23 protein-coding genes are annotated in these 20,369 nt (G+C 52.9%); 11 read left to right on the plus strand and 12 right to left on the minus strand.

What is annotated here, in order from left to right; translation table 11 throughout:
• Positions 1-47: 47 nt before the first annotated feature.
• Positions 48-569 carry a Sec-independent protein translocase protein TatB gene (gene tatB, locus ACNKIB_RS02310; RefSeq protein ID WP_417908924.1) on the plus strand — a complete coding sequence of 174 codons (522 nt, stop codon included), beginning with the start codon at positions 48-50 and terminating at the stop codon, positions 567-569.
• Positions 566-1,309, plus strand: coding sequence for a twin-arginine translocase subunit TatC (gene tatC, locus ACNKIB_RS02315; protein WP_417908925.1), 744 nt, complete (start codon positions 566-568; stop codon positions 1,307-1,309). Before tatB ends, tatC begins: the two co-directional genes overlap by 4 nt.
• Here tatC and ACNKIB_RS02320 read toward each other — a convergent pair.
• From ACNKIB_RS02320 to ACNKIB_RS02350, 7 genes are all read right to left on the minus strand, one after another.
• Positions 1,284-1,634, minus strand: coding sequence for a Kazal-type serine protease inhibitor domain-containing protein (locus ACNKIB_RS02320; protein ID WP_417908926.1), 351 nt, complete (start codon positions 1,632-1,634; stop codon positions 1,284-1,286). The genes tatC and ACNKIB_RS02320 overlap by 26 nt on opposite strands.
• Before the next feature lie 104 nt (positions 1,635-1,738).
• Positions 1,739-2,185: a Kazal-type serine protease inhibitor family protein gene (locus tag ACNKIB_RS02325; protein WP_417908927.1), complete on the minus strand. Its 447-nt coding sequence runs from the start codon at positions 2,183-2,185 to the stop codon at positions 1,739-1,741.
• Positions 2,186-2,264: 79 nt separating this feature from the next.
• Positions 2,265-2,717 carry a hypothetical protein gene (locus tag ACNKIB_RS02330; RefSeq protein ID WP_417908928.1) on the minus strand — a complete coding sequence of 151 codons (453 nt, stop codon included), beginning with the start codon at positions 2,715-2,717 and terminating at the stop codon, positions 2,265-2,267.
• A 77-nt stretch (positions 2,718-2,794) separates the two neighbouring features.
• The gene (locus ACNKIB_RS02335; RefSeq protein WP_417908929.1) at positions 2,795-3,244 is read right to left on the minus strand and encodes a hypothetical protein; all 450 of its coding nucleotides are present in this window, start codon (positions 3,242-3,244) and stop codon (positions 2,795-2,797) included.
• 87 nt (positions 3,245-3,331) lie between these two features.
• Entirely contained in the window at positions 3,332-3,922 is a 591-nt protein-coding gene (locus ACNKIB_RS02340) for a hypothetical protein (RefSeq protein ID WP_417908930.1), read from the minus strand.
• Positions 3,923-3,957: 35 nt separating this feature from the next.
• Positions 3,958-4,560, minus strand: coding sequence for a class I SAM-dependent methyltransferase (locus ACNKIB_RS02345; RefSeq protein ID WP_417908931.1), 603 nt, complete (start codon positions 4,558-4,560; stop codon positions 3,958-3,960).
• 398 nt (positions 4,561-4,958) lie between these two features.
• Complete coding sequence (locus ACNKIB_RS02350; RefSeq protein WP_417908932.1) at positions 4,959-5,351, minus strand: pancreas/duodenum homeobox protein 1; 393 nt, start codon at positions 5,349-5,351, stop codon at positions 4,959-4,961.
• 178 nt (positions 5,352-5,529) lie between these two features.
• Here ACNKIB_RS02350 and ACNKIB_RS02355 point away from each other — a divergent pair, with 178 nt between their 5' ends.
• From ACNKIB_RS02355 to minE, 7 genes are all read left to right on the plus strand, one after another.
• A complete protein-coding gene (locus ACNKIB_RS02355) occupies positions 5,530-6,822 on the plus strand; it encodes a bifunctional folylpolyglutamate synthase/dihydrofolate synthase (RefSeq protein ID WP_417908933.1) in 1,293 nt (430 codons plus the stop codon).
• A complete protein-coding gene (locus tag ACNKIB_RS02360; RefSeq protein WP_417908934.1) occupies positions 6,809-7,108 on the plus strand; it encodes an HNH endonuclease in 300 nt (99 codons plus the stop codon). Before ACNKIB_RS02355 ends, ACNKIB_RS02360 begins: the two co-directional genes overlap by 14 nt.
• 139 nt (positions 7,109-7,247) lie before the next feature.
• The gene (locus ACNKIB_RS02365; RefSeq protein WP_417908935.1) at positions 7,248-7,685 is read left to right on the plus strand and encodes a cell wall hydrolase; all 438 of its coding nucleotides are present in this window, start codon (positions 7,248-7,250) and stop codon (positions 7,683-7,685) included.
• Positions 7,686-8,300: 615 nt separating this feature from the next.
• Positions 8,301-8,741: a hypothetical protein gene (locus ACNKIB_RS02370; protein WP_417908936.1), complete on the plus strand. Its 441-nt coding sequence runs from the start codon at positions 8,301-8,303 to the stop codon at positions 8,739-8,741.
• Between the two features lie 15 nt (positions 8,742-8,756).
• Positions 8,757-9,488: a septum site-determining protein MinC gene (minC, locus tag ACNKIB_RS02375; RefSeq protein ID WP_417908937.1), complete on the plus strand. Its 732-nt coding sequence runs from the start codon at positions 8,757-8,759 to the stop codon at positions 9,486-9,488.
• A gap of 24 nt (positions 9,489-9,512) precedes the next feature.
• The gene (minD, locus tag ACNKIB_RS02380; RefSeq protein ID WP_417908938.1) at positions 9,513-10,325 is read left to right on the plus strand and encodes a septum site-determining protein MinD; all 813 of its coding nucleotides are present in this window, start codon (positions 9,513-9,515) and stop codon (positions 10,323-10,325) included.
• Positions 10,326-10,625, plus strand: coding sequence for a cell division topological specificity factor MinE (gene minE, locus ACNKIB_RS02385; protein WP_417908939.1), 300 nt, complete (start codon positions 10,326-10,328; stop codon positions 10,623-10,625). It begins immediately after the preceding gene.
• Here the strand turns inward: minE and ACNKIB_RS02390 are convergent, their stop codons facing one another.
• From ACNKIB_RS02390 to ACNKIB_RS02410, 5 genes are all read right to left on the minus strand, one after another.
• A complete protein-coding gene (locus ACNKIB_RS02390) occupies positions 10,626-11,321 on the minus strand; it encodes a ferredoxin--NADP reductase (RefSeq protein ID WP_417908940.1) in 696 nt (231 codons plus the stop codon).
• A 3-nt stretch (positions 11,322-11,324) separates the two neighbouring features.
• Positions 11,325-11,774 carry an MOSC domain-containing protein gene (locus ACNKIB_RS02395; RefSeq protein WP_417908941.1) on the minus strand — a complete coding sequence of 150 codons (450 nt, stop codon included), beginning with the start codon at positions 11,772-11,774 and terminating at the stop codon, positions 11,325-11,327.
• A gap of 149 nt (positions 11,775-11,923) precedes the next feature.
• The gene (locus ACNKIB_RS02400; RefSeq protein ID WP_417908942.1) at positions 11,924-12,334 is read right to left on the minus strand and encodes a type II toxin-antitoxin system VapC family toxin; all 411 of its coding nucleotides are present in this window, start codon (positions 12,332-12,334) and stop codon (positions 11,924-11,926) included.
• Positions 12,331-12,639, minus strand: a complete 309-nt coding sequence (locus ACNKIB_RS02405; protein ID WP_417908943.1) for a hypothetical protein — start codon at positions 12,637-12,639, stop codon at positions 12,331-12,333. The genes ACNKIB_RS02400 and ACNKIB_RS02405 overlap by 4 nt, the downstream gene beginning before the upstream one ends.
• 230 nt (positions 12,640-12,869) lie before the next feature.
• A complete protein-coding gene (locus ACNKIB_RS02410; protein WP_417908944.1) occupies positions 12,870-14,648 on the minus strand; it encodes a peptidoglycan DD-metalloendopeptidase family protein in 1,779 nt (592 codons plus the stop codon).
• A 1,054-nt stretch (positions 14,649-15,702) separates the two neighbouring features.
• Between ACNKIB_RS02410 and ACNKIB_RS02415 the strand changes: the two genes are divergently transcribed.
• Together ACNKIB_RS02415 and ACNKIB_RS02420 are read left to right on the plus strand one after the other, a co-directional pair.
• A complete protein-coding gene (locus tag ACNKIB_RS02415) occupies positions 15,703-16,872 on the plus strand; it encodes an efflux RND transporter periplasmic adaptor subunit (RefSeq protein ID WP_417908945.1) in 1,170 nt (389 codons plus the stop codon).
• The gene (locus ACNKIB_RS02420; protein ID WP_417908946.1) at positions 16,872-20,078 is read left to right on the plus strand and encodes an efflux RND transporter permease subunit; all 3,207 of its coding nucleotides are present in this window, start codon (positions 16,872-16,874) and stop codon (positions 20,076-20,078) included. The genes ACNKIB_RS02415 and ACNKIB_RS02420 overlap by 1 nt, the downstream gene beginning before the upstream one ends.
• Positions 20,079-20,369 lie beyond the last annotated feature (291 nt).

Below are 20,369 nucleotides of genomic sequence, written 5' to 3' on the forward strand. Positions count from 1 at the left end.
ACTTGACAGGCCGCAGTAAATCACGTACATTTCGGCATTCAGCCTTCTTGCTGCACCCTCACTCCTTTATCATCAACGAAATAATCGCTATGTTCGGCATAGGTCTTCCTGAAATGATCGTCATTCTGATCGTGGCCCTGCTGGTAGTTGGCCCGGACAAGCTGCCTGATTTGGCCCGTTCCTTGGCAAAAGGGGTCAACGAGCTGCGCAGTGCCATGAATCAGATCAAAGAAAGCCTGCACGAGGAGACCAAAGTGATCACCTCAGTCCAGGATGATTTGCGGAAGACCGCCGGGCAGATGAAAGATAATCTGCTCTCTGATGAGATTGGCGGGCCGCGTAGATCGCCGGTGGTGAGCGGTACCACCGAGGCAGAGATGGAGGCGGATCTGGAGTCTTTGACCGCCCGCCCTTGGGAGCAAGAGACCACAGAGGCAAGGCAGGAACCGGAGTTAACAGCAACTGTCAGCTCGCCAGCCACTCAGGAAGAGACGGATGATAATGCTGTTACCGAGGAACGGGTTATCGGCAAGAATCCGCTGCCGCCTAATCCAACTCCTGTCGCATGATTATCCCTGCACTTGAACAGCTCCGGCCCCACTACGAGGAGCTACAGAAGCGACTGCTCTACTCTGTAATCGCGGTCGTAGTTTGCTCCGGGTTGGCTTGGCTGTTCATTGATCAGCTTGCCGCCTTCTGCATCCAGCCTTTGTTCGCTGCTACCCCGCAGCATCTGTACAAGCTGGTCTATACCAAGCTCACCGATGCCTTCCTTTCCTATATCAAGCTGGCTTTGCTGGCTGGGATTACGGTCAGCTTCCCCTTCCTGCTCTATCAGGTCTGGCTCTTTGCCGTTCCAGGTCTGCTGCCGCAAGAGCGACGGATTGTCCGCCGAATCATCCTCTGGTCAGTCGGCTTGTTCATTGCCGGGGCGGTGTTTGCGTTCTTTATTGTCCTGCCCCGTACCTTGGCCTTTTTCATGAGCTATGCGAGCGACAATCTCCAGCCCATGCCTAAGCTGAGTCTCTATCTGACCTTTGTCGCCCGCATGGTGCTGGCCTTTGCTGCCGCCTTTGAGATTCCCTTCCTGATGGTCATGGCCTCAGCTGCCAGATTGGTGCAGCGAGAGCACTTCAAAACCAAGCGCAAATTCTTTTATATCGCCATTGCTGGGCTGGCCTTTTTGCTCGCGGCAGGAGACCTCACCGCAACCGTGTTGCTGGCCTTTCCCCTGTTCGGGCTATACGAGGCTGGGATTGTAGCAGTGCGGGTGTTTGTGCAATTCACTGAGCAGGGAGCTGCTGACTAACTGCTCCGCATTCACCTTTGGCTTCAATGGACATCCCTGAGTGCGCCGCAAAACAGGCATTGCCATAGGTTTTGCCATTGCAGCCACAAACTGGTGTATAGTCCTCAGGACAGACTTCTGGTTTGGATTTGCATTTGCCTACAGGCGCAGCCATGCCGCATTTCTCGTCTATCTCAAAATGACAATACTGGCCCTCTGGACAAGGAATACCAAGCATGCTGCCACAGCCTTCAGGATATGCGGGTGATGAATCTTTGGACTTTGGACAGCCGCTTAAAAGCAGCAGGGCTAAACTACTGAGTAATATTGCAAGTAACGGCTTCATGAGAACTTCTCCTTTTGCGTTTACAGATTCTGCCGAATAATGGATAAAAAATGCAGGACCGTGCGATGCTGCACGTGCCCTGCATGGTCAGTTTGCAACTGGATTTACGGCTTAACACAGACCCCTGAACAATCTGCACCACCCTGCGCAGGATTGCAATTGTCGTCCGGGTCATCCACACATGTCAGCCCGTTAGGGCATTGGATATTGGCAATGCCGCCGCACATAGGAGCAGGGCATTTACCTTCGTGGGCAATGTTCACACCAGCTCTTGCAGCTTCGCAGGCATTACTGTGTGTCCTGCCGTCACAATCACACACTGGCTTGTAGTCTTTGGTGCAGACTTGCGGCTTGGTCTTGCAGATGCCCTGTGGTGCATCAGTCAGACCACAATACTGAAATTCGCAATACTGGTCATCTGGACACATCAGTCCTTTAACGCCGCCACAGAATTTGCCGTTTGGCTGAGTTCCGTTTCCGCCAGGCTTGGGACAACCTGCTAACAACAGCAGGGCACAGCCACTGAGAAGCACTGCCATCAACTTGTTCATGATACTACCTCCCTTTATGATTGTTATCTTCTGCCGCGAATGACAGAAGCTGTGAGACGAGGCTATTCAGCAGCTGGACTTATTGCAGTTCACAGATACCAGGACAATCTGCACCACCCTGCGCTGGATTGCAATTATCTGTTGGATCATCTATACACTCCTGGCCATCAGGACAAGAGATCCCTGCGATACCGCCGCACATTTGCTCGCACGCGCCTCTGTTCTTAACTGATACCCCTTCACTGGCTGCTTTGCAGGCATTGTTGTAGTTTTTGCCGTCACAACCGCATATAGGATTATAGACATCTTCTAAGCAGAGTTTGGGGATTGGCGTACAAATACCTGGGCTATCTGTTATGCCACACTTTGCGTCGATCTCGAATTTGCAATACTGATCAGCAGGGCAAGATGTCATGCCTCTGGAGCCACAGGGTTTACCTGGCGGCGATTCTTGCTTTGGGCCAGAATTGGGACAAGCTGTTAAGAACAGCAGGATACAGCCACTCAGAAGCACGGCCATCAACTTGTTCATAAGACTCCCTCCCTTTATGATTAATATCTTCTGCCGAATGACAGAAGCTGTGAGACAAGGCTGTTCAGTAGCTTGTTTTATTCCTTTTTACAGATACCACTGCAATCTACGCCACCCTGCGTGGGGTTGCAATGGTCGCCAGGGTCATCTAAGCATTCTTGCCCGTCTGGACATCGAATTTGTAACCTGCCGCCACAGATTTGCTTGCACTGGCCTTCGTACTTTACCGACTTCCCGGCTTTTGCTGCTCCACAGGCGTTTTCATAGGTTGTCCTATCACAGCCACACACCGGGTTGACTAGAGCAGGGCATTCTTGCGGCTTTGGCTGGCAGATGCCTATCGCATCTATGGAACCACAGTTTGCCGCAGCAGGGAAATTGCAATACTGGCCATCAGGGCACAATATGCTAGGGAAACCACCACAGGCTTGCCCTTCAGGTGGCTTTTGCTTGATCTCAGGCTTGGGACAAGCTGCTAAGAACAGCAGGGCACAGCAAGTGAACAAGAAGGCCATCAACTTGTTCATATACCCTCCATAAAGGTTTTGGTTCGCACCAGATAATACTGCCGATTCTTCATGTATGGAGGATCATACTACGCTGTTCCTGAAAGATCAGCTCTTTTCCGCAGGATTTTGCTGACAACGCAGAAAAGCTGCTTGAATCACCAAGGGAGTACTAAACCAGGCTTCGTTTTTATCCCATTCCTCATAGCCAACTGTAGCCCAACTGCCCTGACTGACCCACTCTTCGTAGCCGAACTTCCAACCACACCACCGATCCTTGCAATTATAGGCTTGGTCTGGGCCGTAATAGACAAAAGTTACCTCTTCTTCCTCTTCTTTAGCCTGGCGGCTTCTGCCAATGAGCAGCAGGTCAGCCCCATAGCGCATGGCCTCTTTTTCTACTGCTTGAGCAAGGCCCTTGCCATTAATGCCCGCTGGTGTCCACACTAAAAGGTGGGCAAAGACGGTACATGCTGCCGGAGCCTGTTCTGGCTCAAAGATCGTCTGCACGCTGACGGTAGCTGGATAGGTTGTACCAGTCGGCTTGCTTTCCTTGTGCATAAAAGGGACCTTCTCTAAGACAGCTGGTGCGGTCTTCTCCCATAAGGCTTCTGCCCGCTCTTGCACACCACAGCCAGCCAGCAGAGGTAAAGCTGCCAGCAACAGAGAGATAGTCCTGCTTATTCTGCTGTTCATCATGTTTTTCTCCGCAACTTAAAGGTGTTTTTCCCAGATTAGCTTTTCCGTACCCGCATCAAGCATACCCAGAAGCGCATGGACATAGAAAGGCTGGAGTCAAACTGGCAGCTTTCTAAGCTGAGGATCTCAAATGCTGGTTCTACTGCTGTACAGATTTGGGTTGCTGACAACCGTGGTGGGCCTTCGCCTTCGTTGATTTGATCGCTATTGCCTGCCATACAAAACCACAGACCGCCAGGTTCAAGATAGGCTGCTGCCTGCTGGACAAAGAGCTTCCTGCGCTCATCATCACCCATGACATGAAAACAAGCGCGATCAACGAGCAAGGCAAATTGCCTGCCTGCCAGCTGGTAATGCAGGAAGTCTTCGGCCAGGAAATGGCATTTAACTCCTTTGTCCTTTGCCCTTTGTTTGGCTAGCTTAATAGCTTTGGAAGAGATATCCATGCCCGTGACCCGAAGTCCCTGTTCAGCTAACCAAACCGCGTTGCTGCCTGTGCCACAGCCAACCTCCAACACCTTTCCCTTGAACTTTGGCCAGCCAGTCATAAGACGCATCAAATGGCTATCTGGACGGCCTGTATCCCAAGGTGTCTTTTTCTGTTCATAGCGTTCTTCCCACTTGTGCTTCTCTTGCATGGCTGACCTCCATTGTGAGAGTTAGACCTCTGGCATGAGTATAGGGCAGAAACGCCGCGTACTTTGGGTCTGCCCTGGTTCAACGTCGTTGTCTTATAACTGATCTACTCTTCGTCTTTCACTCAACTGCTGCGCAAATCCTAAACCTACCTGCTGCTCCTGGAAAAACATAGAGGGTGCTTTTTATAAAACCAAGTACTATGTTTTCCGACGCGCAAGTACTATGTCGTCATACGAGCAAGTACTATGTTTTTTTCCTACATAGTACTTGGTCTTGGTACGACATAGTACTTGGTTTTCCAACGCGCAAGCACTATGGTTTTCTGCGAGCACGGGAGTGCTTTTTTCAAACCACAGGGCAGCGTCAAGGCTGATTTCGCCCTGGACTGCTGGGTTGATTATAGCTGTGCCAAGGTAATGCGCAAAGGAATGCAGTGCAGATGTTTACTTACTTGCTGGGTACGGCCTAAAGTCCAGCTGCTGCATTTTGCTTTCCCATCCAGCTTCTGCTCGATAGCAGCAACCAGGCCAGCGAGATTGATCACCTTGTGCTTGGACAACACCTCTGGCAGGCCGCTGGTTAAATTGCAGGCCAAGCAACGGCCAGGCCGTTCATGCAGATCAAGGGTAAAGCTCAGACTGTTGTTATCATTGCCTTTGAAGCTCAGGCTAATATCATAAGCACCTTCAGCGGCATCACCAAATAAAGCTGCAAAGAAATCCTCTGTGCGCTGGGCTGGGAAGAGCTGCTTGAGGACATCTTGAGTGAAAATCTCGTGCATGGAAGTCATAGTGTTCTAATATAGAGGTTATCGTGATCAGTTGCGCTGATACGCAGCTTCAGCAAAGCTGCTGAAAATCTACTCATCAGGCTGGGGACTGTCAACAGTGATTGCGGCTAGCAGGAGGCTGTGGTAAACAGTTGGCTATGCAGCAGAACGCGGACATCAACCTTTTAGGCGGCCAGCAATGAACTACCAGCAGGCATGGCAGTTTCTCGATCAGCTCCAGTTCTTTAAGATTAAGCTGGGACTGGATTCTATGAATCGCTTTCTGGAGCGACTGGGTAATCCTCAGCACCGCCTCCAGTGCCTGCACATTGCAGGTACGAATGGTAAAGGCTCGGTTGCTGCAACGTTGCACGCCCTGCTTACCAGTGCAGGCTACAAGACCGGTCTGTATACATCGCCACATCTTAGCTCAGTACGCGAACGGTTCAAGATTGGTAATACCTATATCGGTAAACAAGACTTTGCCCGCCTGCTGGCGCAAATAGAGGCCGTACTGGATGGCAACCAGATCACCTATTTTGAATGCACTACGGTTCTTGCTCTGCTCTGGTTTGCCGAGCAGAAGGTAGATATTGCGGTACTGGAAGTAGGCATGGGTGGCAGGCTGGATGCAACCAATGTCGTCACACCACTGGTCTCGCTTATTACCAATGTGAGCATGGATCATGAGCAGTATCTGGGGAACACGTTAGCTGACATTGCAGGAGAAAAGGCCGGGATCATTAAACAAGGTATCCCAGTAGTCTCCGCAGTTGCAGAGGATGATTCTGGTAAAGTCATTCGGCAAGTCTGCACTCACCAGCACGCACCGCTCTTTCTCTTTGGTCGCGATTTCAAGGGCAGCAGCACTGGCTCTACGTGGCAATATGATGGTTTGGATGGGCTGCTGCTTTCTGAGCTGCCTATGTCCCTGCATGGCAGCCATCAGGTGAGCAATTGCTCGCTGGCTTTGGCGACCATACAACTGCTTCAGCGACAAGGTTGGGCAATCACCAAAGAACAGATTTGCAACGGCTTGGCTCAAACCCGCTGGCCAGGCAGACTAGAATATTTCCGCAATACTAAAGGGAAGCAGTTTCTTTTGGATGGAGCACATAATCCAGCAGGCGCAGTAGTCCTGGCTCAGGCTCTACGTAACAGCTTTCCTCGTCGCCGCCTCCTGCTCGTCTGGGGAGCAATGGCAGATAAAGACATTCGAACCACATTGCGTGAGGTCGCATCGCTAGCTGATCTGATCATTCTCACCAAAGCAGCAGAATCAGAGCGGGCCGCCAGCCCGGAGCAGCTTGAGGCAGTGCTGTCTGCGGCCTTGTGGGATAAAGCTGTTCGCGCGGCCTCGGTTCCAGCAGCCTTGGCCCAGGCGTGCTCGCTTGCCTCCCAGGATGACTTGATCTGCATTTCCGGCTCGCTGTATCTAGTTGGCGCAGCCAGGCAGCTTCTACTTGGAGGATTGACTGATGAGGAGGAATGATGACGTTGATAGCTTTGACTTCAGCTTTGGCGTTGATGAAGCATTCATCCGAAGCGAGCGCAACAAGGCAAGAGATTTGCGCCGGAGCCAATGGTGGCAGCAGAAGACCGCTCCTGGGCTTTGTCACTATTGTCAGCGGAAGTTTGCGGCCAACGAGCTGACAATGGATCATGTGATACCTCTCTCCCAAGGCGGACGTTCGGTCAAAGGCAACCTGGTACCCTGCTGCAAGGAGTGCAACACCGCTAAGAAAGCCTCCCTTCCCCCTGCGCTAGAAGCACTGTAATAGTTTCTGCGGTTATGCGGCCTTGCGAGGAAGATGGGAATCTTTCTTAAAGGAAATCAAAAAAATACCTCATTAAAAATGAAGATAAGGCTTGCTTTTCTGTAGAAAGCAAGTATATTTCTGCGCCTAATGATGACAAATGATGATCGACAGTGATCAGATTATGATCGACGATGATCAGATAATGAACACATCAGACAAGGTGCAGATTATGAGTTTTCTCGAAGGACTGCTGTGGCTAACGCTCAACATCTACCACGAAGCCCGCAGCGAACCCCAGATCGGACAGCTTGCCGTCGCCCATGTCACCCTCAACCGGGCCAGCCAAGGCAACAAAACTGTAGAACAGGTAGTCACAGCTCCTCGCCAGTTTAGCTGGACGTTCCTCCAAAAATCCTACATGCCAACTGAGCCAGAGGTCTTTATGGACTGTATGCAGACAGCCATGAAGGCCATGACCTCTTCGGATTTCACTAAAGGGGCAACTTTCTATCACCGGCAGGATGTGCGCCCCAAATGGGCTGGGAGCAAAACGTATGTCGCCAAGTATGGCGAGCATCTTTTCTACCGCAACTGACCTGGTTGCGAGACAGCAGAAAAAGCCGTTCCGAGCAGCCTCGGAGCGGCTTTTTCATTTTCCGGCTGGACGTAATTGCGAAACCGGTTATAGTGGATAAGAACTATTGACGATTACAGACAGGCTGGACATTGAGCGGAGGATGAACCTTTTCTCCTGATTTGTCACGTCCTCCTTGGGATTCGGTATCTTGCACACTGAGGAGCAGATCTCTGCCAAGAAGTAAGGGAGGAGCACGACTCGTTTACCAAGGAGTTTGGCCTGGCTAGAAAGGAGTTGTACTCGGCAAAAAAGGAGTTCGGCTAGGTCAAATTGCTTTCCTGTTAAGCCGCAAAGGAGTCTTGCCGACTTGCAAAGGAGTTTTAGTCGGCCAAACTCCTTTGCGGTTTAGCCAAACTGCTTTGGTACTCGGCCAGACTCCTTTTCTGCCGAGTACAACTCCTTTGCAAGTCGGCAGAACTCCTCTTTGGCCAAGCCAAACTGCTTTGTCAGCGAGCAAGAAAGGAGTCTTTTTTACGTGTTACGGAAAAAAGACCGTAACAGGAGAAACAGGTTCGCTCTCTGCTGCAACCTAAGTGCTGACCTATGCAGGAGATCTGTTGTTGATACAGCATCATGAAAGTAGCAAAGAAAAGATCAGTTTCTCAACAGATCATCGCTTGTGAATTAGGGGCGTTTGCCTTCATCATTGCGCTTGTCTGGTTTGATGAACTTATCGACATTCCAGCTCTCTTTCTTGGTGCTGAAAGAACGCCGGTGAACTGGCGGGAATCCTTGTTTGAAAGTGCCATCATTTTCATCGTCGGTGCAGTGATCATTTATTTCACTGACAGGCTGCTGAAGCGTATGAAGTATCTGGAAGGCATTCTGCCGATCTGCTCCTGCTGCAAACGAATTAGAAAAGAAGATGACAGTTGGCATCAGATTGAATCCTACATCCGAGAATACTCTGATGCCGAATTTACGCATGGCATTTGCCCAGAGTGCGTGCAAAAGTTGTATCCTGAATATTACAAAGAAATAAGCAGTGCAGAAAATTCAGCCCAGAAGGACTGAAGTCGATCAATAATCATGCCCAATTCCGTTAAAAATGACAGCAAAGCCGCCTTTGACCTAAAGGGAGCGGCATTCACTATACTTGTGCTGTCGCTGCGGAAAAATGATCTGGATGCCTTAGAGGTCCAGCTCGCTGAAAAAGTCCGGCAGGCACCTGATTTTTTTCACAACGCGCCCGTGGTGATCAGCCTCCAACATCTTCAGGAGGACGAGGAGCTTGATCTCGTCCTTTTGGTCAGGATTGTGCGGGCGCAGGGCTTTTTACCTGTTGGCATCACGGGCTGCCCGGAACGGCTGAAGAAACGAGCTGCTGGCTTGGAGTTAGCCGTGCTATCAGCGCGGGCTGGAGGCAGGCCGCAGCCCGACGAGGAAGCAGAGGAGGAAGTCGCCATTCTACCCGCTGCACCGCCACCTGTGCTGGAAAGTTCCCGCATCATCACTGAGCCGATACGCTCTGGCCAGAGCGTGGTTATCAGCCAAGGCGATCTGACTGTGCTGGCCTCGGTCGGTTCTGGTGCGGAAATTGCGGCTCCAGGCAGCATCCACGTCTATGGTACACTGCGGGGCCGGGCCTTTGCTGGCAACAACGGCAACCCGAACGCCCGTATCTTCTGTCAGAAATTGGAGGCGGAATTAATCTCCATTGCAGGCATTCATCTCGTCAGCGAGGATTTTCCGGCCCATCTGCGCTCCAAGGCCGTGCATATCCGGCTGCACGGCAGCAGACTCCACATCACGGCGTTATAGCCCATCAACAAAGGAGAACACACTTTGACCAAGATAATCGTAGTCACCTCAGGCAAGGGAGGTGTCGGCAAAACCACGACCAGCGCGGCCTTTGCTATGGGTTTGGCCTTGGAAGGCTACAAGACAGCTGTTATTGACTTTGATGTCGGCCTGCGGAACCTTGACTTAGTCATGGGCTGTGAACGACGGGTAGTCTATGATTTTGTCAACGTGATCAACAAGGAGGCTCGGTTGAATCAGGCCCTGATCCGGGACAAGCGCACCGAAAATCTTTACATTCTGCCTGCCTCGCAGACCAAGGACAAAGAGTCCTTGACGATGGAGGGCGTGGAATGGGTGCTGGAGGAGCTGAAAGAGAGCTTTGAGTACATCGTTTGCGATTCTCCGGCTGGTATCGAACACGGAGCCTTTATGGCCATGTATTTCGCCGATGAGGCGATTGTCGTCACCAACCCGGAAATCTCCTCAGTGCGCGATTCTGACCGGATCCTCGGACTGCTCGCCAGCAAAACCAAGCGGGTAGTAGAGAACCGCACCCAGGTCAAAGAGCATCTGCTGCTCACCCGCTACTCACCAGAGCGGGTGCAGAAAGGCGAGATGCTTTCAGTCAAAGATATTCAGGAGATTCTCTCCATTCCCTTATTGGGCGTGATCCCGGAATCCGAGGCCGTATTGACCGCCTCTAACCAAGGCGTACCAGTCATCGCCAATCGCAGCAGCGACGCAGGCCTGGCCTATCATGACTGCGTGGCCCGCTTTCTTGGCGAAGACATCGAAATGCGGTTCATCGACCCGAAAAAGAAGAGTATCTTCAGCAAATTCTTCGGGGGCAATTAAATGGGTTTATTTGACTATTTCAACGCCAACCGCAAATCAGCGGAGGTGGCCAAGGAACGGTTGAGCATTCTGATTGCTAGAGACAAGATTCAGCGGAACCGACCTTCTTTTCTGCCGCAGCTCCAAGATGAGATTCTGGCGGTGATCAAAAAATATGTCGATATCAACCAAGAGGATGTCTCCATCACCTTGGATCGGGAACACGACTGCGAAATCCTGGAACTCAACATTGCCTTACCAGAGAAAGCCTATCAGCGGGAAGAAAAGGCAGCGGTAGTGGAGCGCGAGCGAGAACCTTAATTAATAGCCGAGAAAACGATCTGTCCTGATCTGCTCTGGGCTGATGTTGAGTACAGCGAGCTGGCTTTCCACCGCTTTGACCATCACTGGCGGGCCAGAGAGGAGAAAGGTTGAGGCTTCGAGTTCCTGCACTTCAGCGCGGATGATCTCTGCGTTGATGAATCCAGTATAGGCTGGCAGGTTACTATTGTTTTTTTGCAGGACATGCACCAGACGGAAATCTGGCAGATTAAGTGTCGCCAGCTCCTGGGCAAAGGCAATGTCGTTTTCATCTGAATTGCCGTAGATCAGGGTGACAGAGCAGCGGTCTGGCTGCTGGGCAAGGTCAGCGAGAATGCTACGGATCGGCGTGATGCCGATCCCGCCCGCGATGCAGACGATATTCCCGGCAAGGCCTTCTGCGGAAAAGCTGCCCAGCGGCCCTTTGGCTGTGCTTTGATCGCCGGGGCGCAGTGCTTCAAGAATCTGGCAGTACGGTGAGTCGGTCATCCGCTTGGTGAATTCAAGAAAATCCTTCTGCGGCCCATCACTGAAGGAAAGCGGATGCACTAAGTTGCCATTTGGTTCTGGCCAGAGCAGCATATATTGTCCAGCTTGGAAGGAAAAGCCGGGTGGGCGGCTAAAGCGGTAGCTGTTAGCCTTGGGCGTGCGGCTAATCCGCTCAAGGAAGTGCAGTTGCATCGTCTTTTCTGTCACGCTTTATTGCTCCCCCTGCTCTGCCACTATTTCGTCTCCGGCCTTAGCTATGCCGCCTTGCATGACCTTGGCGAATAGCCCTTCTCTTGGCATGATGCAATCGCCAGTGGCCTTCTTGATGGCGCAGCCATCGTTGTGGCATTTTTTGCCGATCTGGGTGATCTCCAGCACTATCTTGTCGCCTATCCGCAGGCAATCGCCGACCTTCACCGCAGCCAGGTCAATCCCGCGTGTCACAATGTTCTCGGCAAAGGCTCCGTCCTTTAAGGCGGGCAGCTTTTCCTTCACCCTGTCAATGCTTTCTCCGGCCAGCAGCGAAATCTGCCGGTGCCAGTCGCCGCCGTGCGCATCCCCAGCAATGCCGAACCCGACTTGGAACTCCGCCTGCGCCACTGGCTTTTTGACAATGCCCTTCTTCGTGCTGATGCAGATCGCTTCAATGACTGCGCTCATAATGGTTTCCTGTTTCCGTTGTTGGTGGAATTGAATGCAGCCTACTATATCAGCCACCGAGGGATATTTCATGCCCTTTTCAGCGGGAACAGGGGCGAGAGGGGAGAAAAAAGCTCGGCCTTGAATCCTGAGCAAGGGAATTGCGATGATCAAGGAATGATTTCCAGCTGAGAACCATCCGCAAGGCGGTAAATGCGAAAGTCACTGTCAATGGTGAAAATCTGTTTCAGTCGCCTGCTGTCGGCCAAAGTAACCAGAGAGGCATCAGCCATATCCATCGGCGTGTCCTGATATTTTTTCATCAGCGCATTCATTTTCTTCATCTCGAAAAAAGTCAGATCATGCAGCTTCAGGGTTTCGTCTTCTGCCAGTTTCCAAAGGAATGACTGGAAGCGGTAGCCACCGGCTGCACCGAGAAGATACATCGCCTCGGTGAAGCACGGCCATGTGGTCAACATGGGTTCTGGCGGCAGTGACTTGAGGGCATTGAAACAGCGTTGATGATGAACATCTTTTCTGTCAAGCAGGGCGATCAACGGGCCGGTGTCTGTCAAAATCACAGCTTTCCCTGTCTGCGTTGTTCAAGCAGGATTTTAGTCAATTTCTCTCCTGTTCTCGTTGAAAGCTGCCCACTACTACCTTCAGCTAATTCGCCGCTGTCAATTCTGCCGATATATCCTCCCAGTAGATCAGCAAGATTTCTCGGCTCTGCTTTCTTTTCCGATACACTCTTAACAGGTTTTCTCTTCTTTAGAAGGAAGCATTCCCGAAGTGTTCTCAAGGCAACTGATTCAACATCGGTTCCCTCTTTTTCGGCAAGATCACTCAATACCCGTTCAATTTCAGGTGTCAAAGTTATATTCATACATGACCTCTTCTTTCAGAATGCAGCGGATGAACAAAGTCCACGACAGACATCTTTGCCCCCTGCATTTCTCCTACCATGCTGCCCCGCAGAAGTAAACCGGAAAAAACACAGCCCTGAATCCTAAGCAAGCGAATTCAGGGCTGCACATTTCCGTTTTCCCGCAGGGGCAGGCTTCTGTGCCTGCCCTGTAGTTTTAGGGGCAACCACAGGAGATTGCCCCTACCGCATTACTTGCACTCCGCAGCGTGATCGATGCTGAACTCCTCGGAGACTGCGACTACACCCGGATAATCCAACGAGGTGATGCGGACGTAGGCATGATGGGTGTCAACGGTGTGGAAATCACACATATCATGCCAATGCTTCTTGCCGTCGTTGGTGGTGTTGTCGGCAATAGTCAGCCAAGTTGCGCCGTCATCAAGCGAGTATTCAATCTTCACGTCGCCTGGTACGGGGAAGTCGTAGTGCTCCCACTCAACATCGTGGTCGTCTTCGCTGCTTCTCCAGTCATCGCCGCTGGTCGGGTTAGTGATGACGAAATAGGGATTGACAGGAGGAGGCGGAGGAACTGTTACCGTGATTGGCAGCTCTGCTGTGCAGTTGTTCCCTTCGTCAGTCTCCGGGATAGCCTGTTCATAGTCAGCGCAGGCGCGGAAGACATAATCGCCACCGACAGACGGGGCTTTCAATCCCCGGCTTTCGTCGATCACCTCGACCTTAGTGGTGTTCGGCGCAAGCTGGGCCAAGGTTGAGCCTTCATCTGTCACCTTCTGCCAAACGCCGCCTGTGCCCGGCCCTTTGATTTCATAGCTGGTACGGCAGCCATTCCAGGGGTATTCCGTGCCAATGTTGGAGAGTTCTACCTGAAGGCCGTAGCTTTCGCCTGCCTGAAGCGAGGATTTGCCGCCAGTCAGGGTCAAGTTGTTGCTGATCAGGTCAACATTGCGGGCCGGGCCGTAATCGACGTAGAACACCGCCGGAGTCGAGCAGTTGTTCGACTTGTGTATTTCTTTCACATCGCCGTCGCCGTTGTCCTGGTCTTTCGGACGATCAGCGCAGACCACGAAGTTGTAGTTTCTTCCTGGGTAGATGTAGCCAGCCGCTGCCCATTGCGGGATACTGAAGATAATCTTCTCGCGCTTGGGCTTGTCCTTCACGTCAAGGTGATCTTTCTTGATTTCCTCGCGGCCTACGCGCACCCATTCGGAGCTACTGTCCTTCTTCTTGCCCTTGGAGAGATAGAAAGGTACTTTGATCTTCTTGGCACTGCCTTCCCAGTCCTTGGTACCGATGTTATCAGTCCAAGAATGGACGTAGGCAGTCTCGTTTACCTTCCAGGTGTACTTCTCTTGGCTGCCACCCTCGTTGCCTATTATCACCTTATTGGTGATGAAGTCAGGCAAACTGCCGGAAGCAGGCGGATCATCAGGATCGGTAGGGCCACCAGGGCCACCAGAGAGAGGGCCTTTGGAAATGTAGAGATCACCATTACCAGGAGGATTGAGCGGTGGATGTATTTTTTTTCCTGATAATTCTAACCATCCTTTTGAGCTTTCAATATGAAGATGGGGACTCCAGCCTCCTGTTCCACCCAACTTCCCAATTTCATCACCCGCATCAACATCACCCTCCTTTGTTATTTCTTGCAAGTGGGCCAAAAAGAGCTTTTCTGAACCTGACTTATTGCTCCATTCAATAGCATATCCCCATGCATTTGTATTGTTATATATCTTAGTGACTGTACCGTCTTCTGGGGCATAAAGAATAGTTCCTGCATCTTTATCGCCAGAACCAATATTAATATCTACAGGCATAAGATAGCTGTGTTTGTACTTACTAGGATGATTAACGCCACCACCAAGTGGATTTGTTTTATCATAAGTTGCAACATTGTATTTAGTTCCTTTCGCGAATACATCACCTTCCGTAGCCATTGCCGGGATTGACCAGCCTACTGCCAATACAAGTAGGCTTGTTGCGTTTGCAACTCTTCGTCTTTTACTCATGATTACCTCTCCTCTGTTCAATGATATTAGCCAAGCCCTATGCCTGGCCCGTACTCTTCTGGGTTATACTCCCCACGTATGGGCGAAAAATCTTTCGCCCATACCGCAGGAACGTCCTGCCTTCCCCTAAACTACGCCCCGCCTGTCGGCGGTTCTTCTGGCTCGTTCGGGTGATAGTTAAAATTTCACTGGCGCGAGTGCCGCCTGACTATGTGCAGCTTCCTGCGTGCCAGAGCACGCTTTCCATGCCTCATGTCACGCTTGATATGAGGCAAATGAAGCGTGAAACGTGACGCTTGAAGCTTCAAATGAGGCGTTTGAAGCGTGAAATGCCTCATGTCACGCTTGATGTGAGGCAAATGAAGCGTGAAACGTGACGCTTGAAGCTTCAAATGAGGCGTTTGAAGCGTGAAATGCTTCATATCACGCTTGACATGAGGCAAAGCAAGCGTGAAACGTGACGTTTGAAGCTTCAAATGAGGCGTTTGAAGCGTGAAACGTGGCATATCAAGCGTGCCGCAAGGTTCGGGAAGCGTGCGGCACGGCGTTTAAACCTGAACAAATCTCAAGCAAAACAGCGCAGGAGACAATAAAGACATGCTCTCTGCCAAGTTCGTCCTGCTGCATAGATTACTTACTTTTCTTATGCAAAACTCATGCCTATTTCTTTGACAAAAAGAATGAATACGGCGATATTCTATTTTACTCAGCATTCATCTTGTTGTTACGACTGAGAATTATTCTTATACTTGACGAACTGAATACTTCTTACTCAATAAAGTGAGTAATGCTGGATAAATATTACTCAGCCTAATGCCGAAATCAGCGAAAATGCGAGGAGAAGGTGTAAAAGAATTACTCAGACAAAAGAAAACTACACCACAGCGTCGGCACAGAGTCCCTGTTCAGCACATCGAGCCGTAAATTCCTCGCCTTCTTCCTGCTTGACAAAAAATCCGCCAGCCATTACTCCTTTCTCAAGAGATAATGCGCAGTCTTTCTCGTCCAGGTTGTACAAATTGGGCGGAGAATCGAACCAGAAGATAGGAAAACCATGAGACGTTCAACACAGTTCCTTGCTGCTGCCTGCGGTCTGTTTCTGCTGCTGATGCTACCCGGTTGCAAGGAGGAAAAGAGCAATGCCAAGCAGCCAGCAGGCCAACAAGGCAAGACCGTCATCGCCGCCGTGTTTGAGGCCAAGCTGGTTGAGGTGCCCATTTTTCATGAGGCAGTGGGTACAGTCCGCGCTGAGGCAACTGGCGTGATTGCTGCCCGGACTATGGGCACGGTCAACGAGGTTAAGGTGCGGGAGGGCGACCGGGTTAAGCAGGGCGACCTGCTGCTGATCATCGGCGATTCGCAACTGAGCGACCGCATCAAGCAGGCTGAGGCCGCAGAGCGCGAGGCCAAGGAAGCAGTCAAAGCGGCAAGCGCAGCCAAGGAAGCAGCGAATGCCAGGGCGGACATTGCCGGCACTACTTTGCAGCGGCAAAAGGAGCTGACAGCCAAGCAGGTTGGCGTGCAGCAGAATCTTGATCAAGCCGCTGCCGCCCAACGCGAAGCAACAGCGTCTCGCTCGCAAGCAGACAAGGCAATACAGGCAGCAATGGCGCGGCTCGCGCAAGCAGAAGCGGCGGTGCGGATTGTTAAGGCGGACAGCGGCGTGCTGGCTCCCTATGACGGCGTGGTCACGGCCCGGCTGATTCAAGCTGGCTCACTGGCTAATCCAGGCACGCCGCTGCTCACCATTGAAAAGACAGAGGCTTTCCGTGCTGACGTGAGTGTGCCTGATAGCTTGGCAGGCAAGATCAAGGCCGGGGATGAATTGCGCGTGGCCGTGCCGGATCTCATCCCAGAGCCGTTTGCCGCCACGGTCTTGGCGGTAGAACCAACCGCTGATCCGAAAACCCGCACCTTTATTATCCAGGTCAAACTGCCGCATATCGAGAATCTGCGCTCTGGTCTCTTTGTTCGCGCCTATATTCCGAATGGTACAACTAAGACCTTTCGTGCCCCAGCAGCTGCGTTAGTGCGCTACGGCCAGTTGACAGGCCTTTTTGTGCTGGATAAGCATGGTCGCGCCCGTTTCCGTATGGTACGACCCGGAGCTACGGTGGATAATGGGCAAATAGATATCCTGGCAGGTCTGCAAGAGGGCGATCGCTTCATCCCCATTCCTAAGCCAGAGCTGGCTGATGGTGATTTGATCGAGGTTGCCCAATAATGAGCCGCCGCATTGGTCCTTCTGGCAAGATCGCTGCCTTCTTCATTGATTCCAAGCTCACGCCGCTGCTCATCATTGCTTCGCTGCTGCTTGGTCTGGGCGCGGTGATCGCCCTGCCGCGTGAGGAGGAGCCGCAGATCATTGTGCCGATGGTTGACATCTTTGTCGGGATGCCTGGCGCGGGCAGCCGGGAGATTGAGACACGGGTGACCAAGCCGATGGAGAAGCTGCTCTGGGAAATCCCCGGCGTGGAGTACGTCTATTCCACGTCGAGTCCGGGCCTGTCGATGGTGATCGTCCGCTTCAAGGTAGGCGAGAACGAAGAGAACGCGATAGTCCGCCTCCAGTCCAAGCTGCGCTCCAACTACGATCTGATCCCGCCCAACGTCACTGAGCCGCTGATCAAGCCGCGCTCGATAGACGATGTGCCTATCCTCGCCCTGACCCTGCACGGCAGCAAGACCGACCATATGACGTTGCGCCGGGTCGCTGCTGAGGTGGAGGACGCGGTCAAGCAGGAGCAGGATGTCTCCGCCACCGGGCTGATCGGCGGTGAACGCCGCAGCGTGGAAGTGCGCTTAGACCCGGCTCGAACAGCGGCGCGAGGCCTTGATTTCAACCGAGTGGCCGCTGCCCTGACTCAGGCCAACCATGAGGCGGATGCCGGTGTCTTTCCTTCGCCCAGCGAAGGCGCGGTGCGGGTGCATGTGGGCGGTTTTCTCCGCGATCTGGGCGATATTGAGGGCTTAGTAGTCGGGGTGCAGAACAGCCGGCCAGTCTTTCTCCGCGATGTGGCGACCGTGGCGGAAGGCACTGAGACTCCGGCCCAGCACGTCTTCTTTGGCACTGGCCCGGCAGCCACGCAGCCGGTCGCGGGCATGGAACCAGCCGTCACGCTGACGGTTGCCAAGCGCAAAGGTGCCAATGCAATCAGTGTGGCTGAGAAGGTGCTGCGCCGAGTAGAGGAACTGAAGGGCAAGGTCATCCCCGGAGACATCACAGTCAGCATTACGCGGCATTACGGCGAGACCGCCAAGGAGAAATCAAACGAGCTGCTGCTGCACATGGGCATTGCCATTGTCAGCGTCACGATTCTGATCTGGCTGACCTTGGGTCTGCGCGAGTCGGGCGTGGTCGCGCTGGCTATTCCAGTGACTTTGGCCCTGACGCTGACGGTTTTCTACCTGCACGGATATACATTAAACCGCATCACCCTTTTCGCGCTGATCTTTTCCATCGGCATTCTGGTGGATGATGCGATTGTCGTGGTCGAGAATATGGTGCGCCACTTCCGCCTGCCGGAGAACGAAGGGCGGGCGCGCTTGAGCGTAGCGATTGAGGCGGTGGACGAAGTTGGCAACCCGACCATCCTTGCCACTCTTACTGTCATCGCAGCCATTCTGCCGATGGCCTTTGTCGGCGGCCTGATGGGGCCGTATATGCGGCCTATCCCGGTCGGCGCAACAGCGGCGATGGTCTTTTCCCTGCTGATCGCCTTTATCGTCACGCCTTGGGCCAGCCTGCGTTTGATCAAGTCTGGCGGCAAAGGGCACGGCAATCATCAAGAAGACCTGATGACCCGCCTCTACCGCCGGATCATGGGCGATATTCTCCACAAGAGCTGGTTGCGCATTCTCTTCCTCCTCGCTGTGGCTGCGCTGCTCGCCGCTTCCTGCTGGTTGGTGGCTGCGCAGTTAGTGAAGGTCAAGATGCTGCCCTTTGACAACAAGAGCGAGTTTCAGGTCATCCTCGACATGTCGGAGTCCGCCACCTTGGAGGAGACGGCGGCAGTCGCCGCTGAGATGGGGCGCAGCTTGGCTACTGTGCCGGAGGTGACAGATTATCAGGTCTATGCAGGCACGGCTTCGCCCTACAACTTCAACGGCCTGGTGCGCCATTACTATCTGCGCCAAGGCGCGAATATGGCGGACATCCAAGTCAACTTGGTCGGCAAAAGCGGGCGCAAGGAGCAGAGCCACGCCATTGCCAAGCGGGTGCGGCCCCTGCTGACCGAGATCGCCACCCGTCATCATGCCCGCGTCAAGGTGGCGGAGGTGCCACCTGGCCCGCCTGTGCTTTCCACCTTAGTGGCTGAAATCTATGGCCCAGACTACCAGCGGCAGAAGGAGCTGGCCTTGCAAATCCGCGAAATCTTCGAGCAGACCGAAGGCGTGGTGGATGTGGATTGGTACATGGAGGAGGGGCAGAGCCAGCGCAATCTTGAGGTGGACCGCGAGAAGGCGGCAATCAACGGCGTGAGCGTGCAGCAGGTGGCTGAGACGCTGGCCTTTGTCATGGAAGGCAGGCAGGTCGGCATCCTCCACGATCCGCCGGAGAAAGAGGATGTGGACATTCTGCTGCGTGCGCCCTTTGCGCAACGCTCCAGCTTAGAGCGTCTTCATGAGGTGCAAGTCACGGCGGAGGACGGCTCGCTCATTCCTTTAGCCAGCTTGGTGCGCAGCAAGAAGACCGAGGCTGACCGGAGCGTCTATCACAAGAACCTGATGCCGGTGGTCTATGTCACTGGCGATGTGGCGGGCGCAAAAGAGAGTCCGGTCTATGCCATCTTGGAAATGCAGAAGAAGATTGCCGAGCTGAAGCTGCCTGAAGGCTACGAGATTGCCCAGCACACCGCCGGACTGCCGGAAAGCTCAGCCCGTTTGGCTATGAAATGGGACGGCGAGTGGCACATCACCTACGAGGTCTTCCGCGACTTGGGTTTGGCCTTTGCCGTGGTGCTGCTGCTGATCTTTGTCTTGGTGGTGGGCTGGTTTCAGTCCTTCACCACGCCCTTCACGATCATGACCGCCATTCCCTTCTCGCTCATCGGAATCCTGCCCGCGCACATGGGCATGAACGCCTTCTTCACCGCCACCTCGATGATCGGCTTTATTGCCGGAGCGGGCATTGTCGTGCGCAACTCCATCATTCTCGTGGACTTCATCGAGCTGCGCTTGAGCGAGGGAATGCCGCTTGATCAGGCCGTGATTGACGCGGGCGCGGTGCGCTTCCGCCCGATGGTGCTGACTGCGGCGGCGGTGGTGGTCGGAGCCTCAGTCATCCTCTTTGATCCCATCTTCCAAGGGCTGGCCATCTCGCTGATGGCAGGCGAAGTGGCCTCGCTGCTCTTCTCAAGGATGACCGTGCCGATATTGTACTTTATGGAGAAGCGGTGGGAGAGGGGAAAGGCTAAGGAAATCGTCTGATGTGCTCCACAATCACCAGATGCGCTGCATCCCGGCGTAATCGTCAAAAACTTGATCCCGACTGAGAACCAATATGTTTTCCAATAGGCTTTGCGCGATGAGCAGGCGGTCAAAGGGATCCTTGTGATGAAAAAGCAGTGCTCTGACAATTGACCTGTCTTCGCAAAAGCGGACACGTATTATTCCCTAAGTAGCCCTTTTGAAGAAGAGCGGCTCGTAGTTGTCCGGCGACTGATAACTGATCGCCGAATGCCGCCGTTGGCGGTTGTAAAAGCCTTCGATGTACCAAAA

The organism is Candidatus Electronema sp. PJ (assembly GCF_048287395.1).
Lineage (GTDB): Bacteria > Desulfobacterota > Desulfobulbia > Desulfobulbales > Desulfobulbaceae > Electronema.

Bases quoted from the DNA above. Each gene is read 5' to 3' on its own strand.
- ACNKIB_RS02370 (WP_417908936.1), top strand. From the start codon at position 8,301: ATGAAAGTAGCAAAGAAAAGATCAGTTTCTCAACAGATCATCGCTTGT.
- ACNKIB_RS02320 (WP_417908926.1), bottom strand. From the start codon at position 1,634: ATGAAGCCGTTACTTGCAATATTACTCAGTAGTTTAGCCCTGCTGCTT.
- ACNKIB_RS02365 (WP_417908935.1), top strand. From the start codon at position 7,248: ATGATGATCGACAGTGATCAGATTATGATCGACGATGATCAGATAATG.
- ACNKIB_RS02405 (WP_417908943.1), bottom strand. From the start codon at position 12,639: ATGAATATAACTTTGACACCTGAAATTGAACGGGTATTGAGTGATCTT.
- minE (WP_417908939.1), top strand. From the start codon at position 10,326: ATGGGTTTATTTGACTATTTCAACGCCAACCGCAAATCAGCGGAGGTG.
- ACNKIB_RS02410 (WP_417908944.1), bottom strand. From the start codon at position 14,648: ATGAGTAAAAGACGAAGAGTTGCAAACGCAACAAGCCTACTTGTATTG.
- ACNKIB_RS02420 (WP_417908946.1), top strand. From the start codon at position 16,872: ATGAGCCGCCGCATTGGTCCTTCTGGCAAGATCGCTGCCTTCTTCATT.
- ACNKIB_RS02395 (WP_417908941.1), bottom strand. From the start codon at position 11,774: ATGAGCGCAGTCATTGAAGCGATCTGCATCAGCACGAAGAAGGGCATT.
- ACNKIB_RS02340 (WP_417908930.1), bottom strand. From the start codon at position 3,922: ATGATGAACAGCAGAATAAGCAGGACTATCTCTCTGTTGCTGGCAGCT.
- ACNKIB_RS02335 (WP_417908929.1), bottom strand. From the start codon at position 3,244: ATGAACAAGTTGATGGCCTTCTTGTTCACTTGCTGTGCCCTGCTGTTC.
- ACNKIB_RS02325 (WP_417908927.1), bottom strand. From the start codon at position 2,185: ATGAACAAGTTGATGGCAGTGCTTCTCAGTGGCTGTGCCCTGCTGTTG.
- minC (WP_417908937.1), top strand. From the start codon at position 8,757: ATGCCCAATTCCGTTAAAAATGACAGCAAAGCCGCCTTTGACCTAAAG.
- tatC (WP_417908925.1), top strand. From the start codon at position 566: ATGATTATCCCTGCACTTGAACAGCTCCGGCCCCACTACGAGGAGCTA.
- ACNKIB_RS02360 (WP_417908934.1), top strand. From the start codon at position 6,809: ATGAGGAGGAATGATGACGTTGATAGCTTTGACTTCAGCTTTGGCGTT.
- ACNKIB_RS02345 (WP_417908931.1), bottom strand. From the start codon at position 4,560: ATGCAAGAGAAGCACAAGTGGGAAGAACGCTATGAACAGAAAAAGACA.
- ACNKIB_RS02355 (WP_417908933.1), top strand. From the start codon at position 5,530: ATGAACTACCAGCAGGCATGGCAGTTTCTCGATCAGCTCCAGTTCTTT.
- ACNKIB_RS02350 (WP_417908932.1), bottom strand. From the start codon at position 5,351: ATGACTTCCATGCACGAGATTTTCACTCAAGATGTCCTCAAGCAGCTC.
- ACNKIB_RS02330 (WP_417908928.1), bottom strand. From the start codon at position 2,717: ATGAACAAGTTGATGGCCGTGCTTCTGAGTGGCTGTATCCTGCTGTTC.
- ACNKIB_RS02415 (WP_417908945.1), top strand. From the start codon at position 15,703: ATGAGACGTTCAACACAGTTCCTTGCTGCTGCCTGCGGTCTGTTTCTG.